The sequence below is a fragment of the Mycolicibacterium insubricum genome (genome assembly GCF_010731615.1).
In the GTDB taxonomy this organism is placed as follows: Bacteria; Actinomycetota; Actinomycetes; order Mycobacteriales; family Mycobacteriaceae; genus Mycobacterium; species Mycobacterium insubricum.
Window position 1 is genome coordinate 4,367,944 of record NZ_AP022618.1, and the last position, 21,650, is coordinate 4,389,593.

The following is a 21,650-nucleotide window of genomic DNA, read 5'->3' on the forward strand; positions in this document are numbered from 1 at the left end:
CAGTGAGATCGTGGCTGCCGTTCCCGCTCCGGATCCCGGCCCCGACGCGGGCACCGCCTGGCACTTCGGCGATCCGCTGGGTGAGCAACGGGCCGCCGACACCGACGCCGTCGTCGTCGACCGCTCCACCCGCGGCACCCTCACGCTGACCGGCGACGACCGGCAGACCTGGCTGCACAGCATCTCCACCCAGTACGTGGCGGATCTGCCGGACGGCGCGAGCACCGAGAACCTGAGCCTGGACGGCCAGGGCCGGGTCGAGGACCACTGGATCCAGACCGAGCTCGACGGGGTGACCTATCTGGACACCGAGGGGTGGCGGGCCGAACCGCTGCTGGGCTACCTCACCAAGATGGTGTTCTGGTCGAAGGTTGCCACCGGCGCCGCCGACCTGGCGGTGTTCTCGCTGCGCGGGCCCCGGCTGGCCGAGCCCGCCGTGCTGGCCGCCCTCGGCGTCGACGCGCTACCCGCGCCGATGACCGCGGTGGCGTTGCCCGGCGGCGGGTTCCTGCGCCGGATGCTGAGCACCGCTGACGGGCCACCCGAGCTGGATCTGGTGGTCCCGCGCGAATCCGTCGAGGGCCGGTTGGCCCGGCTGCGGGCGGCCGGGGTCCGGCCGGCCGGCAGCTGGGCGTATGAGGCGCACCGGGTGGCGGCGCTGCGGCCGCGCCTGGGTGTGGACACCGACGAGCGCACCATCCCGCACGAGGTCGGCTGGATCGGCGGGCCCGGCGTCGGCGCGGTGCACCTGGACAAGGGCTGCTACCGAGGCCAGGAGACCGTCGCCCGGGTGCACAACCTGGGCAAACCGCCGCGGATGCTGGTGCTGCTGCACCTCGACGGTTCCACCGACCGCCCGGCCACGGGTGATCCGATCACCGCCGGTGGGCGCGCCGTCGGCCGGCTCGGCACCGTCGTCGACCATGTCGACCTGGGCCCGATCGCGCTGGGACTGGTCAAGCGGACGATTCCCGTCGACACCGATCTGAGCACCGGCGACGGCGGCTCGGTCGCGGCGCGCATCGACCCGGACTCCGTTCCGGCCGACGACGGGCCCGGCGCCGGACGGCTGGCCGTGGATAGGCTGCGCGACACCACCGCGGCCCGCACGGTAGACTCGGCGCCAGGACAATAAACACACTCAGATCGGAGCCGCCTGGTGATCGGGCCGCTCCGTTATTGCGCGAGGGGGTTCCCCCATGGGCCGCGGCCGGGCGAAGGCAAAGCAGACCAAGGTTGCTCGAGAGTTGAAATACAGCTCCCCGCAAACCGACTTCGAGCGACTCCGGCAGGAGCTGTCGGGATCCCCGAACAGCGAACGCCAATTCGACGACGGTCCCGACGACTCGTGGAGCGACGACGACTGGCGGCCCTAGCCCCCTGACGTCGCGGCACCTGCGGCCTGGACGCTGACAGCGCGTCAGAACCGCGGGTGCTGCCCCACCAGGGTGGCCCGCGGGCCGCCCTTGCCACCCTTGTTCACGGTTCCGAGCACCCAACAGTCCAGGTGCCGGGCGGTCAGGATGGCCAGCGCGCGATCGGTGTCCTCCGGTGCGACGACGGCCACCATCCCGACACCCATGTTGAACGTCTTCTCCATCTCGGCGCGTTCGATGCGGCCGCGCTGGGCGATCATGGCGAACATCGGCGCCGGGCTCCAGGTGCCCCGGTCGAGTTCGGCGACCAGGCCCGCGGGGATGACCCGTTCCAGGTTGCCGGCCAGCCCACCGCCGGTCACGTGGCAGAACGTGCGCACCTGCGTGTCGGCGGCCAGCGCCAGGCAGTCCTTGGCGTAGATGCGGGTCGGCTCCAGCAGCTCCTCGCCGAGGGTCCGGCCGAATTCCTCGACGTGTCCGTGCAGGTCGAGCCGCTCGATCTCCAGCAGCACCTTGCGGGCCAGCGAGTAGCCGTTGGAGTGCAGTCCGGAGGACGCCATGCCGATCACCACGTCGCCGGGGCGTACCCGGTCCGGGCCGAGCACCTCGTCGGCCTCCACCACGCCGACGCCGGTGGCCGACAGGTCGTAGTGGTCGGGCGCCATCAGGCCCGGATGTTCGGCGGTCTCGCCGCCCAGCAGAGCGCATCCGGCCTGCACGCAGCCCTCGGCGATGCCGGCGACGATGGCCTGCACCCGCTCGGGGACCACCCGGCCGATGGCGATGTAGTCCTGCAGGAACAGCGGCTCGGCGCCGCACACCACCAGGTCGTCGACGACCATGGCGACCAGGTCGATGCCGACCGTGTCGTGCTTGTCGATCGCCTGGGCGACGGCCAGTTTGGTGCCGACGCCGTCGGTCGAGGAGGCCAGCAGCGGCTCGCGGTAGTCACCGCGCAGGGCGAACAACCCGGCGAAGCCGCCCAGGCCGCCCCGGACCTCGGGCCGGGTGGCGGCTGCCGCCAGCGGTTTGAATAGTTCGACGGCCCGGTCGCCGGCTTCGATGTCGACTCCGGCCGAGGCATAAGAGATCCCGGGTTTGGCTGCACGCTTGGTCATCGCCGCTCAATCTACCGGGCGGGGTCTACGGCCTGCGCAGCGCCGAGGCGTTGTCGTTGTCCGCCAGGGCACCGCCGTCGCGCGCCGCGTTGGCCAGCATCTGCTCGACGACGTTCTTGCCCAGCGCGGTCTCGCTCGGCAGCTCGATCGGATAGACGCCGTCGAAGCACGCGCAGCACAGCCGCGACGCGGGCTGCTCGGTGGCCGAGATCATCCCCTCGATGGAGATGTAGCCGAGGCTGTCGGCGCCAATGGCGTGCCGGACGGCATCCAGCATCTCGCCCTGGGACCCGTCGGCGTTGGCGGCGTTGGCGATCAGCTCGGCCGGCGAGGCGAAGTCGATGCCGTAGAAGCACGGCCATTTCACCGGCGGTGAGGCGATCCGGACGTGCACCTCCAGGGCGCCGGCTTCGCGCAGCATCCGGATCAGGGCACGCTGGGTGTTGCCGCGGACGATGGAGTCGTCGACGACGACGAGCCGCTTGCCGCGGATGACCTCGCGCAGCGGGTTGAGTTTGAGCCGGATGCCGAGCTGGCGGATGGTCTGCGACGGCTGGATGAACGTGCGCCCGACATAGGCGTTCTTCATCAGGCCCTGGCCGAACGGGATACCGGACTCCTGCGCGTAGCCGACCGCGGCCGGCGTGCCGGATTCGGGCACCCCGATGACCAGGTCGGCGTCCACCGGCATCTCCCGGGCCAGCCGGCGGCCGATATCCACGCGAGCGGCGTGCACCGAGCGACCGGCCAGGGTGCTGTCCGGGCGGGCCAGGTAGACGTACTCGAACACGCAGGTCTTCGGGGTGGGGTTGGCGAACCGGGTCGACCGCACCCCGTCGGCGTCGATGGCCAGCAGTTCGCCGGGCTCGATATCGCGGACGAACGAGGCGCCGACGATGTCCAGCGCGGCGGTCTCCGAGGCCACCACCCAGCCACGGTCCAGCCGGCCCAGCGACAGCGGGCGCACACCGTGGGGGTCGCGGGCCGCATACAGGGTGTTCTCGTCCATGAAGGTCAGGCAGAAGGCGCCGCGCACGTTCGGCAGCAGCTCCAGCGCGGCGGCCTCCAGGCTGGTGTCGGCTGCGCCGTGGGCCAGCAGCGCGCCCAGGATCTCCGAGTCGGTGGTGGCCGCCATCGACCCGTTGTTGAGCAGCCCGGCGTCGCGGGCCTGCCCCGCCAGCGCGGCGGTGTTGACCAGGTTGCCGTTGTGGCCCAGGGCCACGCCGGTGCCGGCGGCGGTGTGCCGGAACACCGGCTGGGCGTTCTCCCAGGTCGTCGACCCGGTGGTGGAGTACCGGCAGTGCCCGACGGCGACGTGCCCGATCATGCCGGCCAGCGTCGCCTCGTCGAACACCTGGGACACCAGGCCGAGGTCCTTGAACACGATGACCTGGGAACCGTCGGCGACGGCGATGCCCGCGGCCTCCTGGCCACGGTGTTGCAGCGCATAAAGTCCGTAGTAGGTGAGCTTGGCCACATCTTCGCCGGGGGCCCAGACTCCGAATACGCCACACTCCTCACGGGGGGCATTCTCGTCGGGCACTATCGGCTGCTCTGTCACGTTGGGGCTGCTCCCGGACGTCGCGGTGGCTGACGGGGCCAGTCTACGGGCCGGTAAACGGATTCACCTAGGCCAGGGATCTACCGTGCTGGCACGGTACCGCTCGGACGCCGACCGAAATACGCTCTCAGCCCAGGATCACCTGTGACTGCGCACCACCGGGGGAGGTAACCGTGAGCACTCGGAATGTCTGTCAGACCGCCGCTCGTATCGGCGGAAAGGCAGCACTCGCGGTGCTGGTCGCCGGGGCGCTCGGCGCCGGCACGCCCGCGGCCACCGCCGAGGTGGTGCCCGGCAGCGAGGACGGCTGGGGTCAACCGCCGGGCGGGGTCATGCTCACCGTCGACGGGGACGACGGGTCGGGACACCACACCCTGAACCTCACCTGGGGAAACATCGACCCGCTGCCCAAGGAGAACGGTATCTGGCAGTGCACGGTCACCGAGCGTTCCACGACCACCCAGAGAGGGATGGTGGGCAGCGCTCCGGGGGATATTCCGGTGGTGAACCTGAGCTACACCGTGGACCTGCTCCCGGCGACCGGGGGTGGCAACCGGCGCCAGGTCAGTGCGCCGGCCGGGGAACTGATCAACATGCGGCTGGAGTGCCGCACCTACATCCCCGGGGCGTTCGCCACCACACCACCCAGTGCCCCATTCGGCTGGCATTTCCAGTACCAACTGCGCTGAGGCCCGCCCCGGGTCAGCAACCCAGGCGGAGAACCGGTAGCCACTCGGCGATCTCGGGCGCCCGCGCCCCGGAGACCTCCACCTCGGGCCCCGCGGCGTCGAGTTCGAGCAGCCCGGTGGCCAGCAGCAGCCAGGTCCGCGGATCGGTCTCCACCACGTTCGGCGGGGTGCCGCGGGTGTGCCGGGGTCCGGCGATGCACTGCACGGCCACGAACGGCGGGACGCGGACCTCGACGCTGGCGCCTGGTGCGACCGCGGCCAGTGTCCGTGCGGTCAGCCGCACCGCCTCGGCCAGCGCGGAACGCTGCGGGGTTGCCGCGGTGTCGTCGCGCAGCCACTCGGCCAGCGCCAGCACCGCGGCGCGGGTGCGGGCCGGATCGGGAGTCACATCGGGCACACAGCAAACGTAACGACAATGGCCGCGTGCCACCGTCACCGACCCCGTTTCCGCTGGATGCCACCCCGACACCGCGCCCCACGCCGACGCCGATCCCGCTGCCGACCGCCGGCACCACCGAGACCCCGAGCTACGGCCACGGCCTGTCGCTGCTGACCGGCCCGGTGCCGACGACGGTCGAGATCGTCACGATCGCCGCCGTTGTGGTGACCGCCGTCGTGTTCACCGTGGTCGCCTGGCGCACCGGACGCAGGCGGCTGCTGTGGCTGCCGGCGAGCGTGCTGATCGGCGTGGCGGTGGCCTTGGCGGTGCGGACCTGGGTCGACGCCGAGGGCCTGGCATCGGACCCGTCGCCGTGGCAGATGTGGGCCTGGACGACGATTTTCGTCGCAATGATTCCCATCGCAGTGTTGTCCTGGCGGCGGTCGCGCTGGTGGCGGCGCGCGGTGGCGCTGCTCGCCGTGCCGCTGGCACTGCTCACCACGGTGCTGACGCTGAACCAGTGGGTCGGCTACTACCCCACCGTCACCGCGGCGTGGGGTGCGCTGACCGCCGGCCCACTGCCGCACCAGGTCGACGCCAACGCGCTGGCCGGCATGCGCAACACCAACCCGACCACCGGCGCGATCGTCGAAGTCACCATCGACGACGCCGTCAGCGGCTTCACCCACCGCAACGAGTACGTCTACCTGCCGCCGGCATGGTTCGCCGGGGACCACCCGCCGGCCCTGCCCGCGGTGCTGATGATCGGCGGCGAATTCAACACCCCGGCCGACTGGATCCGCAGCGGGAACATCATGCCGATCATCGACGACTTCACCGCCGCCCACGGAGGCAAGGCGCCCATTCTGGTGTTCGTCGACTCCGGCGGCAGCTTCAACAACGACACCGAATGCGTCAACGGGCCGCGCGGCAACGCCGCCGATCACCTGACCAAAGACGTTCGGCCGTACGTGATCTCACAGTTCGGAGCGTCGCCCGACCCGGCCAACTGGGGCGTGGTGGGCTGGTCGATGGGAGGCACCTGCGCGATCGACCTGACCGTCATGCACCCGGAGCTGTTCACCGCGTTCGTCGACATCGCCGGCGACCACGGCCCGACGGCCGGCACCAAGGACCAGACCATCGACCGGCTCTACGGCGGCGACGCCGACGCCTGGGCGGCGTTCGACCCGAGCACGGTGATGACCAAGCACGGGCGCTACACCGGGGTGTCGGGGTTGTTCGAGGACACCGTCACCCCGGATTCGGCGAAGAACAAGGCGCACGGCTCCCGGCCGCAACCCGACGGCCCGTCGGGCTTCGGCGGCCGCGACGACGTCCGCGACAGCGACGAGACCGGGGCCGCCGAGGATCTGTGCGCGACGGCGCAGACCGTCGGGATCCCGTGCGAGATCCACACCCAGGTCAGCTTCCACACCTGGCAGTTCGCCGGTCAGGCGTTCGACGACGCGCTGCCCTGGATCGCCGCCCGGGTCGGCGCGGTGTAGGCGCGCCGCACCGCCAGGGTGGCCAGCGCCCCGGATTCGTTGATGGCCAGGTGCGCCAGCATCGGTGCCAGCAGCGACCCGGAACGGTCCGCCAGCCAGCCGAACACCCAGCCGGCCGCCCCGGTGACGGCGACGGTGCCGGCCACCGATTCCCCGGCGCGGCGGGCATTGGGCACGTGCGCCAGCCCGAACAACGCCGCCTGCAGCAGCCGGCCGCGCTCGGCGCCCAGCGCGCGCCGCGCCACGGTGGCGACGGCGCCGCGGAATATCATCTCCTCGGTCCACACGGTGCCCACCGGGATCTGCCAGGCCAGCCAACCCCAGCCCTGTCCGGGCGGGGTGCGGTCGATCATCCCGGCGCGCACCGGCGGTGCGGTGGTGCCCGCGGCCACCCCGGCGGCGATTACCGCAGTGACCGCCGCGCCCAGCTTCAACCCGTCGCGGGCCGGGACACCGCGCAGGCCCAACCGGGCGCCGGCCGCCGTCGCCAGCGCGGTCGCAATCGCGGCGCGCAGCAGCGGGCGGACAAAGTCGGGCACAGCGAAAAGGTAGCCAAAGCGGTGTTCCGGGGCCAACCGAGGCGGATCTTGCCGCCGATAGGGCCTGTCAGACGCCGATATGCTCGGCCGATGACCGTCCGCCGCACCTGCGTCGGCGTCGGCTTCGGTGTTGCAGTCGCGGCGGGGATCGCGACCGTCGCGCTACCGCTGGCCACGCGGGCTATGCAGTCCCCGAACGAATACCCGGCGAACCCCGGCTCGGTAGTCGTACCCGTCACCCTGGTATCCCGACCGCACGGTGCGTCCGGCCGTCGCAGTGACCGCCCCCGATGTCCCGACGCCGAACGGCGTCATCCGCTACCAGGTTGCGGTTTCGGACTCCCGAACATCCTCGCAGCAGGTGGGCACCGGCATCCTGATCTCCCGTCCGGGGTCCACCGCGATGTTCGACGCCGTCTCCGGAACGCTGCGCTGGCAGTCCGACAACCGCTGGATCCCCGCTTACCTTGATCCCGACGAAGTCGTGGCGTCCTACCGCGACGGCGACGACAACGCCGGGATCGTGGTGTTGCCGTCGAAGTACGGGCTGATCGGGGTCGACGGTGAAACCGGGGCAGTGCTCTGGCGCAGGCAATTCCACGACGGAGAACGGCTGAAATCCATGACCGGGTCCATCGATGCCCTCGCGGTGGCGATCGACACCGGGCTCGGGAGGCGGCTGGACTCCCTGGATCCGGCGACCGGGCAGGTGCGCTGGAGCCGGCCCAGCGACTGCGCAGTGCCCCCGGGTACGCCCGGCCAATTCGGCCTCGCCTGCCGCCCGGCGCCGGCGCTGGTGGACGCCCGCACCGGGGAGACCGTCGAACTGAACACCCCGGAACTACCCGTTGCAGGCACCGACGCCTACGTGTACGTCACGGGGACCGAACGCGATGCCACCCCCACCACGACGGTGCTAGATCCGGCCGGAAAGGTACTCGACGAGATCCCCGGCGTCACCGCTGCGACGGTGCCCTATGACGGCCAGTTGCTGGTCTACGACCTGGTCAACCGCTGGTGGCTGCGGGACTACCGACGCCACCAGTCCGTTCCGCTGGCATTCCGGCACCACGCCGACCACGCCTCGGACCTGAAACCGACCTGGTTGTGGGACGGGTTGCTGCTCACCGTCGAGAAACAGGGACTGCTGTTCATCCACCGCAAGTACCCCTCCGAGGCACCCACCCCGGTGCCGAACTCGTCCTGCTCAAGCGACCAGCCCACCCGGGTCTACGCGATCGGGAAGACCGCCCTGGTCTACTGCCTGCACACCGGCGAAATGATCGCCGTCAAACCCGGCCGCGGTTAGCCGAACAGCTCCCGCAGCGTCGCTTCCCACACCCGGCGCAGCTCGGCCGGCGGCACGCTGAACTGCCCCTGCCCCTGCACCGCCACGCCCGCAGTGCCCGCTGACCCGTGGACCTTGTCGCACTCCTCAGCGAAAATCAATGCACCACAACACAATCCGAATCCCGACAAGACCGGACATCACCCCGACGAGAGATCGAGTGCTAGCGATCCTTGGTCGCTGGTCGGCGATGCTTCTACCGACGCCATCTGCTACCCGGCGGCGAAGTCGGGACAGAGATGAGTTGTCGCGGCACTGACGAACAAAGTGCCCTGATCGAAGTGATACCTCTGTTCCACGGCGGTCGTCTCGTCGAGCACCGATGTGCCGCTTTTCAGTTCTGAGCAGGTTTGATAACCCGCGGCGATCACCTCGGCTGACGTCTTCTGCGGCAACCAGACGTTATTGGTGTGGAGCTCGTCGAGATAACTGCCGGTACTGGCGGCCGCGATGGCGGCGCACGTCAGCGTTGCCGCGCCCACCGCTCCGGCGATGAGCGCAGCGTTGCGAAGAATCGAATTCATGGTCGTTCCTTTTCGTGTTCTTGCGAGGTAATCACCAGCGACGGTCACAGCGACACGTCCTGTTCTTCGTGGCCGAACTCGACGTCCTTGCCGTCGAACGTGCCGTGGCAGGACACCACGACGTGGTAAGTGGACAGGGCCGGAGGAGCGAGGACAGAGAAACTCGTCGTCCCCTTGGGGGCGATGTTGAAGGACTTGTTGGCTCCCGGCAGCAGCGGGTTAGTGGCCTTGTACGTGCAATTGCCGGCCAGATCCGCTGAGTTCGTCACATTGGCCGTCCACGTCAGCGGGCTCCGGTCGAAGGTCAGATGAACCGCGTCCGTCGGCGCCACCTTCACCGGTGCGGGAGACCCAGTGGCCGGTTGGGGAAATGCTTCGGCGCAGGTCTTGCCGGGCGGAGCGATGCCGTGGCCAGTGCACTTTGTGGGCTTGCTCGCCGGAGAAGCGGGTGTGGGCGCCGCAGCGGGAGTTTCATTAGGTTTGAAAAAGTAGTCCGACCACGGGCCGCAGTCGTCGTGCTCGAAAGGCCCGGTGTTCTTGCGGCAGCCCTGCACCGACACTTTGTATACCGTGTTGTTCTTTACGTCCTTGAGGTCGAATCCCGTCCTGGCCGTGGTGCCGGCATTGATGCACTTGAACGCCGGTTCCTCCTGCTCGCCGCCATTGACCCTGATGTGCAGAGCGTCGATGACGTGGTCACCGTTCACCCGGGCACAGCCGCTGATGACGCACGTCGCGTGAACTTCGCCCTCTTGTGTGCAGTCGATGCTCAGCCCGTTGCTCATTTGGTCCGCAGACGCGACCGGCAGCAGAGATGACCCGGCGACGGCGATCACAGTCGACACCATGGCCAGTGGTGGAAATACTCGGGTCCGCTTCATGACAGGCCTCCTTGCGTGATTGGGGGTTGCGGCTTCGAGGGCGCGCCTACGCCCCGACACGGCTCGAACACGTTGCCCTCAACCAATGACGTTACGAAGATTGCCTGCTCCGCGAATCAGGGAAAACCCTCGCTTTTGGCTGGGGGGCAGCTGAATATCCGGTCGGCGCGAGCTGGACAAACAGAGTTCATGCAGGGGCAAGAACCTGCCGGCGTCAACCAACGACCCCTACCTGTCTCAATGGCCTCGCAGTTCTCCTCCAGACAGTTACCAGCGGATATATATTTTGCTATATGCACGCGAGAACCGGCAGCGATCTCAGCGGCCTCCCGCATCGCCGGTCGGCAAAAAGGTTCTGTCCACGGTTCTGGTCGGACCGGTACCACCTCCGCTGAATCGAGAGGCCGAATCGGAGGCGATCTCAGATTTCCTGGAAGTCAGCTGTACCCAATCAGCGGGATTGTTGCTGGCGGGTGAACCAGGGATCGGCAAGACCACGATGTGGCTGGCCGCTATCGAACAAGCGCGCAACCGCGGGATGCACGTGCTCAGCGCCCGGGCGGCTGCCGCCGAGTCGGTGATGGCCTACGTGTCGGTGGCCGACCTGCTGGCCGGCATCGGCCCTGAACTCCTCGCCACCTTGCCCGCGCCCCAGCGGTTGGCTGTTGACCGAGTGCTGCTGCACGTCGACGACGGTGGTGAAGCAACCGATCCGCGCGCGGTTGCCGCGGCGTTCCTCTCCCTGATCACGGCCCTGTCCGCATCCGCCCCCACCATCCTGGCCATTGATGACCTGCAGTGGCTCGATCCTTCCAGCGCGCGAGTTCTCGCGTTTACCGCTCGCCGCCTCACCGGACCGGCCGGTCTGTTGGCCACCGTCCGCAGCAGCACTACCGACGACAGCGGCGTGCCCTGGCTACAATTGCACCGACCCGACGCCATCCGGCAGATTCGATTGGGCCCGTTCACCATCAGCGGACTGCGGCAGATCATGTCGACTGAATACGGCATATCGCTGCCTCGCCGGGCAATGGTACGAATTCACGAGGTTTCCGGTGGAAACCCGTTCTACGCCATCGAATTGGCCCGCGCGGCAACGGAACACAACTTCGACGAGCTAGCGCTACCGACAACATTGAGCGGCCTGGTGAAAGACAAGATCGCCGATTTGGGCCCCGATGTCCGCGAGGTGCTGCTAGCCATGTCGTGCCTGGCCGCGCCCACCGTGGCCCTGGTGGCACAGGCCGTCGGCGTGGACCCTGACAGTTGCGGCGAACTGCTGTCCGCCGCTGAGAAACGCGGCATCGTCATCCGCGAGGGCGCCCGGGTGAGGTTCGCACACCCGCTGCTGAGCACCGGCGTCTACAGCGACGCATCCCTGATCGACCGGCGGGCCATGCATCGCCGACTGGCCGCGGTGGTGGGCAACGCCGAATTACGCGCCCGGCATCTGGCGCTCGCCGCCAGCAAGTCCGACGCGGTCACCATCGACGCACTCGACGCCGCAGCAGAGTTAGCTGTTGTTCGCGGCGCACCCGCGGCGGCCGCCGAGTTCATGGAACTGGCCATCAATTTGGGCGAGGACACTCCTGGTCGTTATATCCGTTGCGCTACTTATCATTTCAATGCCGGCGACGCCGAGTCAGCTCGGATATGGCTGGGCCATGTCCTCGACGCTGCGGGCTCGGCGGATGCGCGCGCCGAAGCGCTGCGCCTGCTGGGGCTGTGGAGTGTGCTCGACGGTAGTTCACGCCTGGCCGTTGAATTGTTGGAGCAGGCGCGCGCCAGTGGCTCCGACAACGACGCGCTTTTGGTGCAGATCCTGGTCCCACTGGCGTTTGCGCGGGTCAATGTGCACGACCTCGCCGGGGCCGGCGCCGCGGCAGACCAGGCCGTCGTGACCGCCAGCCTGCTCAACCGCCCTGATCTGCTCAGTCAGGCCCTCGGCATGCAGGCAACGGTCCGGTTTCTGCTCGGCGACGGTCCGGATGAGGCCGCCATGCGGCGTGCCGTTGAACTGGAAGACTTGAACGCACCCGGATCAGCCCTGCTGTCGCCGACTATGTTGCAGGCTGCTTTACTATGTGGGACAGGACAATTCGACGAGGCCAAACGTACCCTGAGCGGTATCGAACGGCGATACGCAGATCGCGGCCACGACAGTGAACTCATGGTCGTCTCCTTCCACAACGCGCTGACTGCGATATGGCGTGGCGACTACGTCGAAGCAGCCGCAATCGGCGACGACACGATCATTCGTGCGCAGCAACTGGAGAGCGACCTGCCACTGTCCATTGGCTGGATGATCCGGTCCGCGGTCGCGGCCCACACCGGAGACGAAGCGCTGGCCCGCCAAGACGCTGAGCGAGCACTGACCGCGTGCAAACGCTGCGACTCGCCATGGTTGATCGCAGTGTGGCCGCTCACAACTCTGGGCTTTCTCGAAGTTTCACTGGGCAACTATCAAGGTGCACTGGTTATTCTGCAGCCACTGCTCGATATCGGTGCCACGGCGCCCAGAGCCACCGAGATATACCTGACGCCATACGCACCCGATGCCGCGGAGGCATTGATTCGGGTCAACCGGCTTGATGAGGCGGACATGCTGATCAGCCGACTCGAAGATAACGGCCGTCGATTGGACCGACCGTGGATGCTGGCGGTAGGCGGGCGGTGCCGAGCCATGCTCCAGGCGAGCCGTCACGACCTGGATGGCGCGCTCATCACCGTGCAGCACGCTATCGCCGAACATGACAGGCTGTCAATGCCTTTCGAGAGGGCACGGACTCAACTGCTGATGGGCGAGCTGCAGCGACGGCAACGAGCCCGCGTCGCCGCGACAGCGACCCTTCGTGCCGCAGCCGCGTCCTTTGCTGACCTCAACACGCCGCTGTGGGCACGGCGCGCCCAAAGCACGTTGGACCGCATCGCTTTTGGCAGTCGGGACAGCGGGGCGCTGACTCCCACGGAGTTCCGCATCGCCGAACTGGTTGCAGCAGGCCAGTCCAATCAGGACGTGGCATCCACGCTTTTCATCAGCGCCAAGACCGTCGAGGTCCACCTGACGCGGGTCTATCGCAAGCTCGGTATTCGGTCCCGCGCCGAATTGGGCCGTCGGCTCGACCATCTCGCGGAATCCTGATCACGGCGCCAGCGCCACCTTTTGTGGGGAAAACCCCTATAGCACTGTAAATCCCGAGCTCGTAAATTTCAAAGATGGGTGTGCCGACTCTGCGGGTGCCGTGTTTTCTCGTGGAGTGGTACCGCCCCGACCTCATTGCCGACCGATTCGAGGTCGGCCGCGTCACCCTTGATGAGGTGATGGCGTCGTGGTCTGCCGATCGCACACCGGTGCAGTTGTTGTTGACCCTCACCGTGCCCGACGACCAAGTCGTCTTCGGTGTTGTCACCGCTGACTCTGCCGACATCGTCGCCCAGGTCTGTCAACGCGCCGGAGTCCCCGCCGAACGTATCACCGCAGCCGTCGACACACGTCCTGACGGTCGCCTTGGCCGGCGCGGCCCGGACCGTGGGCCATAGGTCGGTGCCGCCGATACAAGGGAATTCCCTTATTTGCCGGGACATGCCTGGTCGCCAGGGTCGAAATCCTACCGTTCCCGCGGGCGACCTATCTGCCCAGGAGGCATAAGCATCTGGAGGCCCCCAGCCAGGCACCGCCGAGTCGCTCCCCGGGCTACGAGTGTTCTGCATGGTTTTCGGCGAGATGATCGCCGTCAAACCCGGTTAGCCGAACAACCTCGGCAGCGTCGATTCCCACACCGCGCGCAGCTGCGCCAGCGGCACGCTGAACTGCCCCTGCACCTCCAGCTCGTCGGAGCCCTGGTCGACCACGCCGACCCGGGCGCACGGTAGCGCGCGCGCGGAGCACATGGCGACGAACCGGCTCTCCTCGGTGCGCGGCACCGCCACCAGTACCCGACCGGCCGATTCGGAGAACAGCCACACAAACGGGTCCGCCCCTTCGGGCAGCACCAGGCGCACCCCGGTCTCCCCGGCCAGCGCGGCCTCGACGACGGTCTGCGCCAGCCCGCCCTCGCTGACGTCATGGGCGGCGGACACCAGCCCGTCGCGCGACGCCGCGGTCAGCACCTCGGCCAGCAGTTTCTCCCGGTCCAGGTCCACCTGCGGCGGCACCCCGCCGAGGTGCCCGGCGGACACCTGCGCCCAGATCGACCCGTCGAGCTCGTCGCGGGTGTCACCGAGCAGCAGCAGCGTCTCGCCGGGTTCGGTGCCCAGCCCGGTCGGGATGCGCCGGGCCACGTCGTCGAGCACACCGAGCACACCGACCACCGGGGTCGGCAGGATCGGCGTCGCACCGGTCTGGTTGTAAAAGCTGACATTGCCGCCGGTGACCGGGATGCCCAGGGCCGCACAACCATCCGCGAGTCCGCGCACGGCCTGGGAGAACTGCCACATGACGCCCGGGTCCTCCGGCGAACCGAAGTTGAGGCAGTTGGTGACGGCGACCGGGGTGGCGCCGGTGACGGCGACGTTACGGTAGGCCTCGGCAAGCGCCAGCTGCGCACCGGCGTACGGGTCGAGCTGGGTGTAGCGACCGGACGCGTCGGTGGAGATCGCGACGCCGCGGCCGGTCTCCTCGTCGACCCGCAGCACCCCGCCGTCGGCGTGTTCGGCGAGCACCGTATTGCCGCGCACATAGCGGTCGTACTGCTCGGTGATGAACGCCCGGCTGCACAGCGCGGGGCTGGCCAGCATCGCCAGCAGGGTGTCACGCAGTTCGGCGCCGCTCTTCGGGCGCGGCAGCCTCGCCGTGGTGTCGGCGATCAGCGCGTCCTGGCTGTCGGGGCGGACGACCGGCCGCTGGTACACCGGGCCCTCGTGGGCGACGGTGCGCGGCGGCACGTCCACCACGGTCTCGCCGCCGAAGGTGATGACCAGCCGGTCGCCGTCGGTGACTTCGCCGATGACGGTGGCCAGTACGTCCCATTTGCGGCACACGGCCATGAACTTCTCGACGTTCTCCGGCGTGACCACCGCGCACATGCGCTCCTGCGATTCGCTGGAGAGCACCTCGGCCGGCGTCATGTCCTTGGCGCGCAGCGGCACCTTGTCCAGTTCGATGTGCATGCCGCCGTCGCCGGCCGAGGCGAGTTCGGAGGTGGCACACGACAGCCCGGCGCCGCCGAGGTCCTGAATGCCGACCACCAGGTGCGCGGCGTAGAGGTCCAGGCAGCACTCGATGAGCACCTTCTCGGTGAACGGGTCACCGACCTGCACGCTGGGGAGTTTCTTGCGCTGTTTCGATGGTCCAGCTCCGCCTTCGGCCTCGTGTCCGGAGCCGGCCTCGTCACCGGAGAAGGTGTCCGACGCCAGCACCGACACCCCGCCGATGCCGTCCAAACCGGTGCGGGCGCCGAACAGGATGATCTTGTTGCCGGTGCCCGAGGCGAACGCCAGGTGCAGGTCCTCGGTGCGCAGCACACCCACGCACAGCGCGTTGACCAGCGGGTTGCCGGCGTAGGACGCGTCGAACACGGTCTCCCCGCCGATATTGGGCAGCCCCAGGGAGTTGCCGTAGCCGCCGATGCCGCGGACCACGCCGTCGACCACCCGGCGGGTGTCGGGCGCGTCGGCGGCGCCGAAGCGCAGCTGGTCCATCACCGCGACCGGCCGGGCGCCCATCGCCATGATGTCGCGGACGATGCCGCCAACGCCGGTGGCCGCGCCCTGGTACGGCTCGACGTACGACGGGTGGTTGTGCGATTCCACCTTGAAGGTGACCGCCCAGCCGTCGCCGATGTCGACGACGCCCGCGTTCTCGCCGATCCCGGCCAGCATGCCGGCCTTCATCTCCTCGGTGGTGGTCTCGCCGAAGTAGCGCAGGTGAACCTTGGAGGACTTGTAGGAGCAGTGCTCGCTCCACATCACCGAATACATGGCCAGCTCGGCGTCGGTGGGCCGGCGGCCCAGGATCTCCCGGATGCGCTGGTATTCGTCGTCCTTGAGGCCCAGTTCGCGGTAGGGCTGCGGGTGGTCGGGGGTGGCGGCGGCGCGCTCGACGGTATCGAACGGGGCGGCTTCAGACGTCACGAGAGACAGTCTAGGAGCATTCGAATCGGCCAATCCGGGCCGGTGGCGCTTGGTTATTTCTACAGTTTTTGGGGAACACACCCATAGTCGGCCCTTCGCCCCCGGAGGGTCCGGATGGAAAGGGAACCAATCCATGCAGAAAACAGCAAAGCGAACCGCCGCGTGCGCGGCGACCGCGGCAATCGGTATCGCGGCGTTTGCGGCGGGCTGCGACAACAGCAGCAAGGACAGCGCCCACGAGGCCCTGAGCTCGGCCAGCTCGATCGCGTCCTCGGCCGGATCCGTGGCGTCCTCGGCCGCCGAATCGGCCACCTCGGCGGTGTCCTCGGCCCTGGCCGCTCCGGAGCCGACCAAGATCGCCGGCAAGGACGGGGTCGAGTACACCGTCGAGGGCGTACTTCTGGAGAAGTACAACTCGCTGGACGCGAAGTCCAAGACGGCCCTCGGCGCTCCGCTGGGCGAGCAGAAGAAGAACGACGACGGCGGCGTCTACCAGCAGTTCGACGGCGGCGTGATCATCAACAGCTCGGCTGGCTCCTTCGTGGTGTGGGGCAAGATCCGGGACAAGTGGAACGAGCTGGGCGGCTCGCAGGGTCAACTGGGCTACCCGACCAGCGATGAGACCACCAACGCCGAGGGCCAGAAGCAGACCACCTTCCAGCACGGCACGGTCACCTGGACCGAGGGTGCGGATCAGGCGGTCGTCGCCGGCGGTTAATCGGGCGACAGAAACGCGCCCAGCGCCGCCGCATAGGCGGCAACGTCGTGGGCGCCCATCAGTTCCCGTGCCGAGTGCATGGCCAGCTGCGGGGCGCCCACGTCGACCGTCGGGATGCCGGTGCGGGCGGCGGTCATCGGGCCGATCGTCGACCCGCACGGCAGGTCGGCGCGGTGCTCGTAGCGCTGTAGCGGCACCCCGGCGCGCCGGCAGGCCAGCTCGAAAGCCGCAGCGGTGCGCCCGTCGGTGGCGTACCGCAGGTTCGGCTGCACCTTGAGCACCGGGCCGCCGTTGACGGCAATCGGGTGGCCCGGTTCGTGCCGGTCCGGGTAGTTGGGGTGGGTGGCGTGCGCCATGTCGGCGGAGGCGATCATCGACACGGTCAGCCGGCGCAGGAAGTCCGCACGGTCGCCGCCCTCGGTGGCCACGATGCGCTCCAGGGTGGTGATCAGCAGGTCGGAGCCGGCGCCGTGGTCGGACGTCGAGCCGACCTCCTCGTGGTCGAACAACGCCAACACCGGCAGGTAGGCCCCCGGCTCCCCAGCCAGCAGCGCCGCCAGCCCCGCGTAGCAGCTGGCCTGGTTGTCCAGCCGCGGCGCGGACAGGAACTCGCCGTCGCCCCACACCCGCGACGGTGTCAGGTCGTGGGTCATCAGCTCGAAGCCCAGCACGTCCGCGGGGTCGATGCCCGCGGCGGCGGCGACGTGGTCCACGAACGGTGCCGAACCGCCGGGTCCATACGGCGGTCCCGGCTTCCCCTCGGCTCCGCCGCCACTCGCTCCGCTCACGCCACCTCCGCCGAGCCTCGCCGAACCACCGGATCCAAACGGCAGTCCCGGCTTCCCCTCGGCTCCGCCGGTACTCGCTCCGCTCGCGCCACCTCCGCCGAGCCTCGCCGAACTGCCGGCCCACACCGCATTCACGTGGCGTTGCGGGTCGAGTTTCACCGCGGAGCGGTCCTCGGCCAGGTGGATCGCCAGCTGCGGCACCCGCAGCAACGGTTCGTCGATGCGGACCAGCCGGTACCCGACGCCACCGGGTGCGCCCGCGTCGATGACGGCGATCATTCCGGAGACGCCGAGGTCGCGGTCCAGCCAGGAGTTCAGCCACGCGCCGCCGTAGGGCTCCAGCGCCACCTGGTGCCAGCCGGCGACCACCCGGTCGGGGTGTTGTTTGACCCGCAGGTTGGGGCTGTCGGTGTGCGCGCCGACCATCCGGAAGCCACGGCCGGATGTTCCGGTGGCGTTCCAGGCGATCAGCGATCCGGCCCGCCGGAGGAAGCAGCGCTGCACATCGGACGGCCAGGCATCCGCCTCGGCCAGCTCGGTGTAGCCCGCCGCCCGCAGCCGTTGCGCCACGGTCTCGCACGCGTGATACGGCGACGGGGATGCGTCGATGAATTCGGCCAGGCCGGCGGCGTTCGCAATGACGGTCTCGGCGGTGTCGGTCATAGCCAATCCTTATCGCAACCCGGGTCGCCGACTGCGACTAGGGTCGTTGATTGTGACGTCCGCAACCACGCAGCCCATCTTGACGCCGCTGACCCCGGCCGCGATCTTCCTCGTCCTGACCATCAACGACGGCGGCGAGGCGACTGTCCACGAAGCACTGACCGACTTCGACCACCAGGTTGCGGCGCTGTCCTTCCGTGTCCCGCAGGCGAACCTGAGTCTGGTCGCCGGGATCGGTTCGCGCGCCTGGGACCGGCTGTTCTCCGGGCCGAAGCCGGCCAAGCTGCATCCGTTCATCGCACTGACCGGCGACCGGCACACCGCCCCGTCGACCCCGGGTGATCTGTTGCTGCACATCAGGGGAGCCACCGCCGACGTCTGCTTCGAGCTGGGTTCTCGGCTGCTGGGATCGATGGCCGGCGCGGTCAGCATCGCCGACGAGGTACACGGCTTCAAATACTTCGACATGCGGGACCTGCTCGGCTTCGTCGATGGCACCGAGAACCCGACCGGGCAGCTGGCCGCCCAAACCGTGCGAATCGGCGACGACGATCCAGCGTTCGCCGACGGCTCCTATGTCCATGTGCAGCGCTACACCCACAATCTGGATGCCTGGAACGCGCTGAGCGTAACCGAGCAGGAACAGGCGATCGGCCGGACCAAGCTGGAGGACATCGAGTTCCCCGACGCCGACAAACCGGCCAACGCGCACATCGCGGTCAACGTCATCGAGGACGAGGACGGCAACGAGCTGAAGATCGTGCGGGCCAACATGCCGTTCGGGACGTTGGCCGACGGCGATTCGGGCACCTATTACATCGCGTATTCCGGCAACCCGGATATCACCGAGCGGATGCTGCGCCGGATGTTCATCGGCGAACCGGTGGGCAACACCGACCGGATCCTGGACTTCTCCACCGCGCACACCGGAGGCATGTTCTTCGTCCCCACCGTCGATTTCCTCGCTTCTCCCCCACCGCTGCCCGGCGCGGCAACCGGCGACTCCCTCTCCATCGGCAGTTTGAAAGGACAACCGCAATGAACAATCTCTATCGCGAACTGGCCCCGATCACCGATGCGGCGTGGGCACAGATCGAACAGGAAGCCGCGCGCACGTTCAAGCGCCACATCGCCGGGCGGCGCGTCGTCGACGTGAGTTCTCCCAGCGGCGCCACCACCGCGGCGATCGGTACCGGACATCTGCGTGATGTCGCGGCACCGCAGGACGGGGTTATCGCGCACCTGCGCGAGGCGCAGCCACTGGTGCGGCTGCGGGTGCCGTTCACGTTGAACCGCACCGACATCGACGACGTCGAACGCGGCGCCGCCGATTCCGACTGGGATCCGGTCAAGGAGGCGGCCCGCACCCTGGCGGTGGTCGAGGATCGGGCCGTCTTCGAGGGCTACCCGGCGGCCTCCATCGAGGGCATCCGCAAGTCCAGTTCCAACCCGGCGCTGGCCCTGCCGAAGGACACCGCCGAGTTCCCCGACGTCATCGCCCGGGCGCTGAGCGAGCTGCGGCTGGCCGGCGTCGACGGCCCGTATTCGGTGCTGCTATCGGCCGACGCGTACACCCGGGTCAGTGAGGAGACCGCGCACGGCTATCCCATCCGCGAGCACCTGCGCCGACTGGTCGACGGTGAGATCATCTGGGCGCCGGCCATCGACGGTGCGTTCGTGGTGTCCACCCGCGGCGGCGATTTCGACCTGCGGCTGGGCACCGACGTGTCCATCGGCTACTTGAGCCACGATGCCGAGACCGTCGCGCTGTATCTGCAGGAGACGATGACGTTCCTGTGCTACACGGCGGAGGCGTCGGTCGCGCTGACCGTGTAGCTGCCCGGCTACACCCCGGCGAGCAGGGTGTCGAGCAGCGAGTAATACATTCCGAGTCCGTCGTCGCTGGGCCCGGTCAGGGCCTCGGTGGCGTGCTCGGGGTGCGGCATCAGGCCGACGACCCGGCCGTTGGCCGAGGCGATCCCGGCGATGTCGCCCAGCGAGCCGTTGACGTTGTCGACGTAGCGGAACACCACCCGGCCGTCGCCCTCCAGCTCGGCGAGCACCTCCGGGGCGGCCTGGTAGCGGCCCTCCCCGGATTTCAGCGGGATCAGGATCTCGGCGCCGGCGTCGTAGCGGGAGGTCCACGCGGTGGTGTTGTTCTCCACCCGCAGCCAGATGTCGCGGCAGACGAAGTGCAGTCCGGCGTTGCGGGTCAGCGCGCCGGGCAGCAGCCCGGCCTCGCACAGCACCTGGAAGCCGTTGCAGATGCCCAGCACCGGCATGCCGCGCCCGGCGGCGGCGATGACCTCGCCCATCACCGGCGCGAACTTCGCGATCGCCCCGGCCCGCAGATAGTCGCCGTAGGAGAATCCGCCGGGCACGATCACCGCGTCGACGCCCCGCAGGTCGGCGTCGCCGTGCCACAGCGGCACCGCCTCGGCGCCGGCCAACCGAGCGGCGCGGGCGGCGTCGACGTCGTCGAGGGTGCCGGGGAAGGTGATGACGCCGATCTTGATGCTCATTGCTCGTCCCGCAGCACGACCCAGTCCTCGATCACCGTGTTGGCCAGCAGTGATTCGGCGATCTCGGCGAGTTCGGCGTCGCCGATGCTGTCATCGACCTCGAGCTCGAAGCGCTTGCCCTGGCGGACGTCGGTGATCCCGGCGTGGCCGAGGCGACCGAGCGCGCCGACGATTGCCTGACCCTGCGGGTCGAGGATCTCGGTCTTGGGCATCACGTGTACAACGACCCGGGCCACGCGCGGCTCCTTGAATTCGACGGGGTTTACGCACAGGGGTGTGCGCGGATCACTCTACCGGCGCACAATCGCGGGCATGGAACTGACGCATTTCGGGCACTCCTGTCTGCTGGCGCGATTTCCCGGCGATGCGGGCTCCACGACGATCTTGTTCGACCCCGGCAACTTCTCGCACGGCTTCGAGGGCATCACCGGACTCGACGCCATCCTGATCACCCATCAACACCCCGACCACGCCGACCCGGCCCGGCTGCCGGCGCTGGTGGAGGCCAACCCGGGTGCGGCGCTGTACGCCGACCCGATGACTGCGGCGATGCTGGGGGACCCGTGGCGCGCGGTGCACGTCGGCGACGAGCTGGCGATCGGTGGGCTGTCGGTGCGCGGCGTCGGCGGCCGGCACGCCGTCATCCACCCGGAGCTGCCGGTGATCGACAACATCTCGTATCTGGTCGGCGACGACCAGCACCCGGCCACCCTGATGCACCCGGGCGACGCGCTGTTCGTGCCCGACGAGCCGGTGCGGGTGCTGGCCACCCCGGCCGCAGCGCCGTGGCTGAAGATCTCCGAGGCGGTCGACTACCTGCGGGCCGTCGCGCCCGAGCACGCCGTGCCGATCCACCAGGGCATCATCGCCCCGGATGCCCGGGGCATCTTCTACGGCCGTCTGACCGAGATGTGCGACACCGATTTCCGCGTGCTGGCACCGGAGACCGCGGTCGGGCTCTGAG

General features: G+C 68.8%; 22 protein-coding genes. 11 read left to right on the forward strand and 11 right to left on the reverse strand.

What is annotated here, in order from left to right; all coding sequences use genetic code 11:
• Positions 1-10: 10 nt before the first annotated feature.
• Complete coding sequence (gene ygfZ / locus G6N16_RS20550; protein WP_083031663.1) at positions 11-1,135, forward strand: CAF17-like 4Fe-4S cluster assembly/insertion protein YgfZ; 1,125 nt, start codon at positions 11-13, stop codon at positions 1,133-1,135.
• 64 nt (positions 1,136-1,199) lie between these two features.
• Positions 1,200-1,376 (forward strand): DUF3073 domain-containing protein, encoded by a 177-nt coding sequence (locus G6N16_RS20555; protein WP_083031664.1) that lies wholly within the window; start codon positions 1,200-1,202, stop codon positions 1,374-1,376.
• Positions 1,377-1,420: 44 nt separating this feature from the next.
• Here the strand turns inward: G6N16_RS20555 and purM are convergent, their stop codons facing one another.
• A complete protein-coding gene (gene purM, locus G6N16_RS20560) occupies positions 1,421-2,494 on the reverse strand; it encodes a phosphoribosylformylglycinamidine cyclo-ligase (protein ID WP_083031666.1) in 1,074 nt (357 codons plus the stop codon).
• A gap of 25 nt (positions 2,495-2,519) precedes the next feature.
• Complete coding sequence (gene purF / locus G6N16_RS20565) at positions 2,520-4,037, reverse strand: amidophosphoribosyltransferase (protein ID WP_407663672.1); 1,518 nt, start codon at positions 4,035-4,037, stop codon at positions 2,520-2,522.
• A gap of 191 nt (positions 4,038-4,228) precedes the next feature.
• On the opposite strand from purF, the gene G6N16_RS20570 reads away from it, so the two are divergent.
• Positions 4,229-4,744, forward strand: coding sequence for a hypothetical protein (locus tag G6N16_RS20570; protein WP_133052952.1), 516 nt, complete (start codon positions 4,229-4,231; stop codon positions 4,742-4,744).
• A gap of 13 nt (positions 4,745-4,757) precedes the next feature.
• Here G6N16_RS20570 and G6N16_RS20575 read toward each other — a convergent pair whose 3' ends face one another.
• Complete coding sequence (locus tag G6N16_RS20575; protein ID WP_083031670.1) at positions 4,758-5,141, reverse strand: sterol carrier family protein; 384 nt, start codon at positions 5,139-5,141, stop codon at positions 4,758-4,760.
• Between the two features lie 26 nt (positions 5,142-5,167).
• Between G6N16_RS20575 and G6N16_RS20580 the strand changes: the two genes are divergently transcribed.
• Positions 5,168-6,631: an alpha/beta hydrolase gene (locus tag G6N16_RS20580; protein ID WP_234805893.1), complete on the forward strand. Its 1,464-nt coding sequence runs from the start codon at positions 5,168-5,170 to the stop codon at positions 6,629-6,631.
• Here the strand turns inward: G6N16_RS20580 and G6N16_RS20585 are convergent.
• Positions 6,577-7,170: an Rv0804 family intramembrane glutamic endopeptidase gene (locus G6N16_RS20585; protein ID WP_234805894.1), complete on the reverse strand. Its 594-nt coding sequence runs from the start codon at positions 7,168-7,170 to the stop codon at positions 6,577-6,579. The two genes, G6N16_RS20580 and G6N16_RS20585, sit on opposite strands and share 55 nt — an antisense overlap.
• A gap of 277 nt (positions 7,171-7,447) precedes the next feature.
• Here G6N16_RS20585 and G6N16_RS20590 point away from each other — a divergent pair, with 277 nt between their 5' ends.
• Entirely contained in the window at positions 7,448-8,479 is a 1,032-nt protein-coding gene (locus G6N16_RS20590) for a BamB-related PQQ repeat family beta-propellar protein (protein WP_083031672.1), read from the forward strand.
• Here G6N16_RS20590 and G6N16_RS20595 read toward each other — a convergent pair.
• The 3 genes from G6N16_RS20595 to G6N16_RS20605 form a co-directional block, all read right to left on the reverse strand.
• Positions 8,476-8,619: a hypothetical protein gene (locus tag G6N16_RS20595; protein WP_163787936.1), complete on the reverse strand. Its 144-nt coding sequence runs from the start codon at positions 8,617-8,619 to the stop codon at positions 8,476-8,478. The two genes, G6N16_RS20590 and G6N16_RS20595, sit on opposite strands and share 4 nt — an antisense overlap.
• 111 nt (positions 8,620-8,730) lie before the next feature.
• Complete coding sequence (locus G6N16_RS20600) at positions 8,731-9,042, reverse strand: DUF732 domain-containing protein (RefSeq protein ID WP_083031673.1); 312 nt, start codon at positions 9,040-9,042, stop codon at positions 8,731-8,733.
• Positions 9,043-9,086: 44 nt separating this feature from the next.
• Entirely contained in the window at positions 9,087-9,923 is an 837-nt protein-coding gene (locus G6N16_RS20605) for a hypothetical protein (RefSeq protein WP_133052953.1), read from the reverse strand.
• Between the two features lie 286 nt (positions 9,924-10,209).
• On the opposite strand from G6N16_RS20605, the gene G6N16_RS20610 reads away from it, so the two are divergent.
• On the forward strand, positions 10,210-13,065 hold the full coding sequence (locus G6N16_RS20610; RefSeq protein ID WP_083031676.1) for a helix-turn-helix transcriptional regulator: 2,856 nt from the start codon (positions 10,210-10,212) through the stop codon (positions 13,063-13,065).
• A 74-nt stretch (positions 13,066-13,139) separates the two neighbouring features.
• On the forward strand, positions 13,140-13,463 hold the full coding sequence (locus G6N16_RS20615) for a hypothetical protein (RefSeq protein WP_133052955.1): 324 nt from the start codon (positions 13,140-13,142) through the stop codon (positions 13,461-13,463).
• Between the two features lie 204 nt (positions 13,464-13,667).
• On the opposite strand, the gene purL is transcribed toward G6N16_RS20615, so the two are convergent.
• On the reverse strand, positions 13,668-15,995 hold the full coding sequence (purL, locus tag G6N16_RS20620; RefSeq protein WP_083031679.1) for a phosphoribosylformylglycinamidine synthase subunit PurL: 2,328 nt from the start codon (positions 15,993-15,995) through the stop codon (positions 13,668-13,670).
• Positions 15,996-16,128: 133 nt separating this feature from the next.
• Between purL and G6N16_RS21630 the strand changes: the two genes are divergently transcribed.
• On the forward strand, positions 16,129-16,713 hold the full coding sequence (locus G6N16_RS21630) for an LGFP repeat-containing protein (protein WP_179961223.1): 585 nt from the start codon (positions 16,129-16,131) through the stop codon (positions 16,711-16,713).
• Here the strand turns inward: G6N16_RS21630 and G6N16_RS21895 are convergent.
• On the reverse strand, positions 16,710-18,164 hold the full coding sequence (locus G6N16_RS21895; RefSeq protein ID WP_234805895.1) for a M18 family aminopeptidase: 1,455 nt from the start codon (positions 18,162-18,164) through the stop codon (positions 16,710-16,712). The genes G6N16_RS21630 and G6N16_RS21895 overlap by 4 nt on opposite strands.
• Positions 18,165-18,216: 52 nt before the next feature.
• On the opposite strand from G6N16_RS21895, the gene G6N16_RS20640 reads away from it, so the two are divergent.
• Together G6N16_RS20640 and G6N16_RS20645 are read left to right on the forward strand one after the other, a co-directional pair.
• Complete coding sequence (locus G6N16_RS20640; protein ID WP_234805896.1) at positions 18,217-19,206, forward strand: Dyp-type peroxidase; 990 nt, start codon at positions 18,217-18,219, stop codon at positions 19,204-19,206.
• Complete coding sequence (locus tag G6N16_RS20645; protein WP_083031681.1) at positions 19,203-20,000, forward strand: family 1 encapsulin nanocompartment shell protein; 798 nt, start codon at positions 19,203-19,205, stop codon at positions 19,998-20,000. The genes G6N16_RS20640 and G6N16_RS20645 overlap by 4 nt, the downstream gene beginning before the upstream one ends.
• Positions 20,001-20,008: 8 nt before the next feature.
• Here G6N16_RS20645 and purQ read toward each other — a convergent pair whose 3' ends face one another.
• Entirely contained in the window at positions 20,009-20,686 is a 678-nt protein-coding gene (gene purQ / locus G6N16_RS20650) for a phosphoribosylformylglycinamidine synthase subunit PurQ (protein WP_083031682.1), read from the reverse strand.
• Positions 20,683-20,922, reverse strand: a complete 240-nt coding sequence (gene purS, locus G6N16_RS20655) for a phosphoribosylformylglycinamidine synthase subunit PurS (protein WP_083031684.1) — start codon at positions 20,920-20,922, stop codon at positions 20,683-20,685. The genes purQ and purS overlap by 4 nt, the downstream gene beginning before the upstream one ends.
• A gap of 76 nt (positions 20,923-20,998) precedes the next feature.
• Here purS and G6N16_RS20660 point away from each other — a divergent pair, with 76 nt between their 5' ends.
• Positions 20,999-21,649 (forward strand): MBL fold metallo-hydrolase, encoded by a 651-nt coding sequence (locus tag G6N16_RS20660; protein ID WP_083031685.1) that lies wholly within the window; start codon positions 20,999-21,001, stop codon positions 21,647-21,649.
• Position 21,650: the final 1 nt, after the last annotated feature.

What these genes read in the sequence shown, in the direction of transcription:
- G6N16_RS20555 (WP_083031664.1), top strand. Translation starts at nt 1,200, where the DNA reads ATGGGCCGCGGCCGGGCGAAGGCAAAGCAGACCAAGGTTGCTCGAGAG.
- purM (WP_083031666.1), bottom strand. Translation starts at nt 2,494, where the DNA reads ATGACCAAGCGTGCAGCCAAACCCGGGATCTCTTATGCCTCGGCCGGA.
- G6N16_RS20600 (WP_083031673.1), bottom strand. Translation starts at nt 9,042, where the DNA reads ATGAATTCGATTCTTCGCAACGCTGCGCTCATCGCCGGAGCGGTGGGC.
- G6N16_RS20605 (WP_133052953.1), bottom strand. Translation starts at nt 9,923, where the DNA reads ATGAAGCGGACCCGAGTATTTCCACCACTGGCCATGGTGTCGACTGTG.
- G6N16_RS20615 (WP_133052955.1), top strand. Translation starts at nt 13,140, where the DNA reads ATGGGTGTGCCGACTCTGCGGGTGCCGTGTTTTCTCGTGGAGTGGTAC.
- G6N16_RS21630 (WP_179961223.1), top strand. Translation starts at nt 16,129, where the DNA reads ATGCAGAAAACAGCAAAGCGAACCGCCGCGTGCGCGGCGACCGCGGCA.
- G6N16_RS21895 (WP_234805895.1), bottom strand. Translation starts at nt 18,164, where the DNA reads ATGACCGACACCGCCGAGACCGTCATTGCGAACGCCGCCGGCCTGGCC.
- G6N16_RS20645 (WP_083031681.1), top strand. Translation starts at nt 19,203, where the DNA reads ATGAACAATCTCTATCGCGAACTGGCCCCGATCACCGATGCGGCGTGG.
- purQ (WP_083031682.1), bottom strand. Translation starts at nt 20,686, where the DNA reads ATGAGCATCAAGATCGGCGTCATCACCTTCCCCGGCACCCTCGACGAC.
- G6N16_RS20660 (WP_083031685.1), top strand. Translation starts at nt 20,999, where the DNA reads ATGGAACTGACGCATTTCGGGCACTCCTGTCTGCTGGCGCGATTTCCC.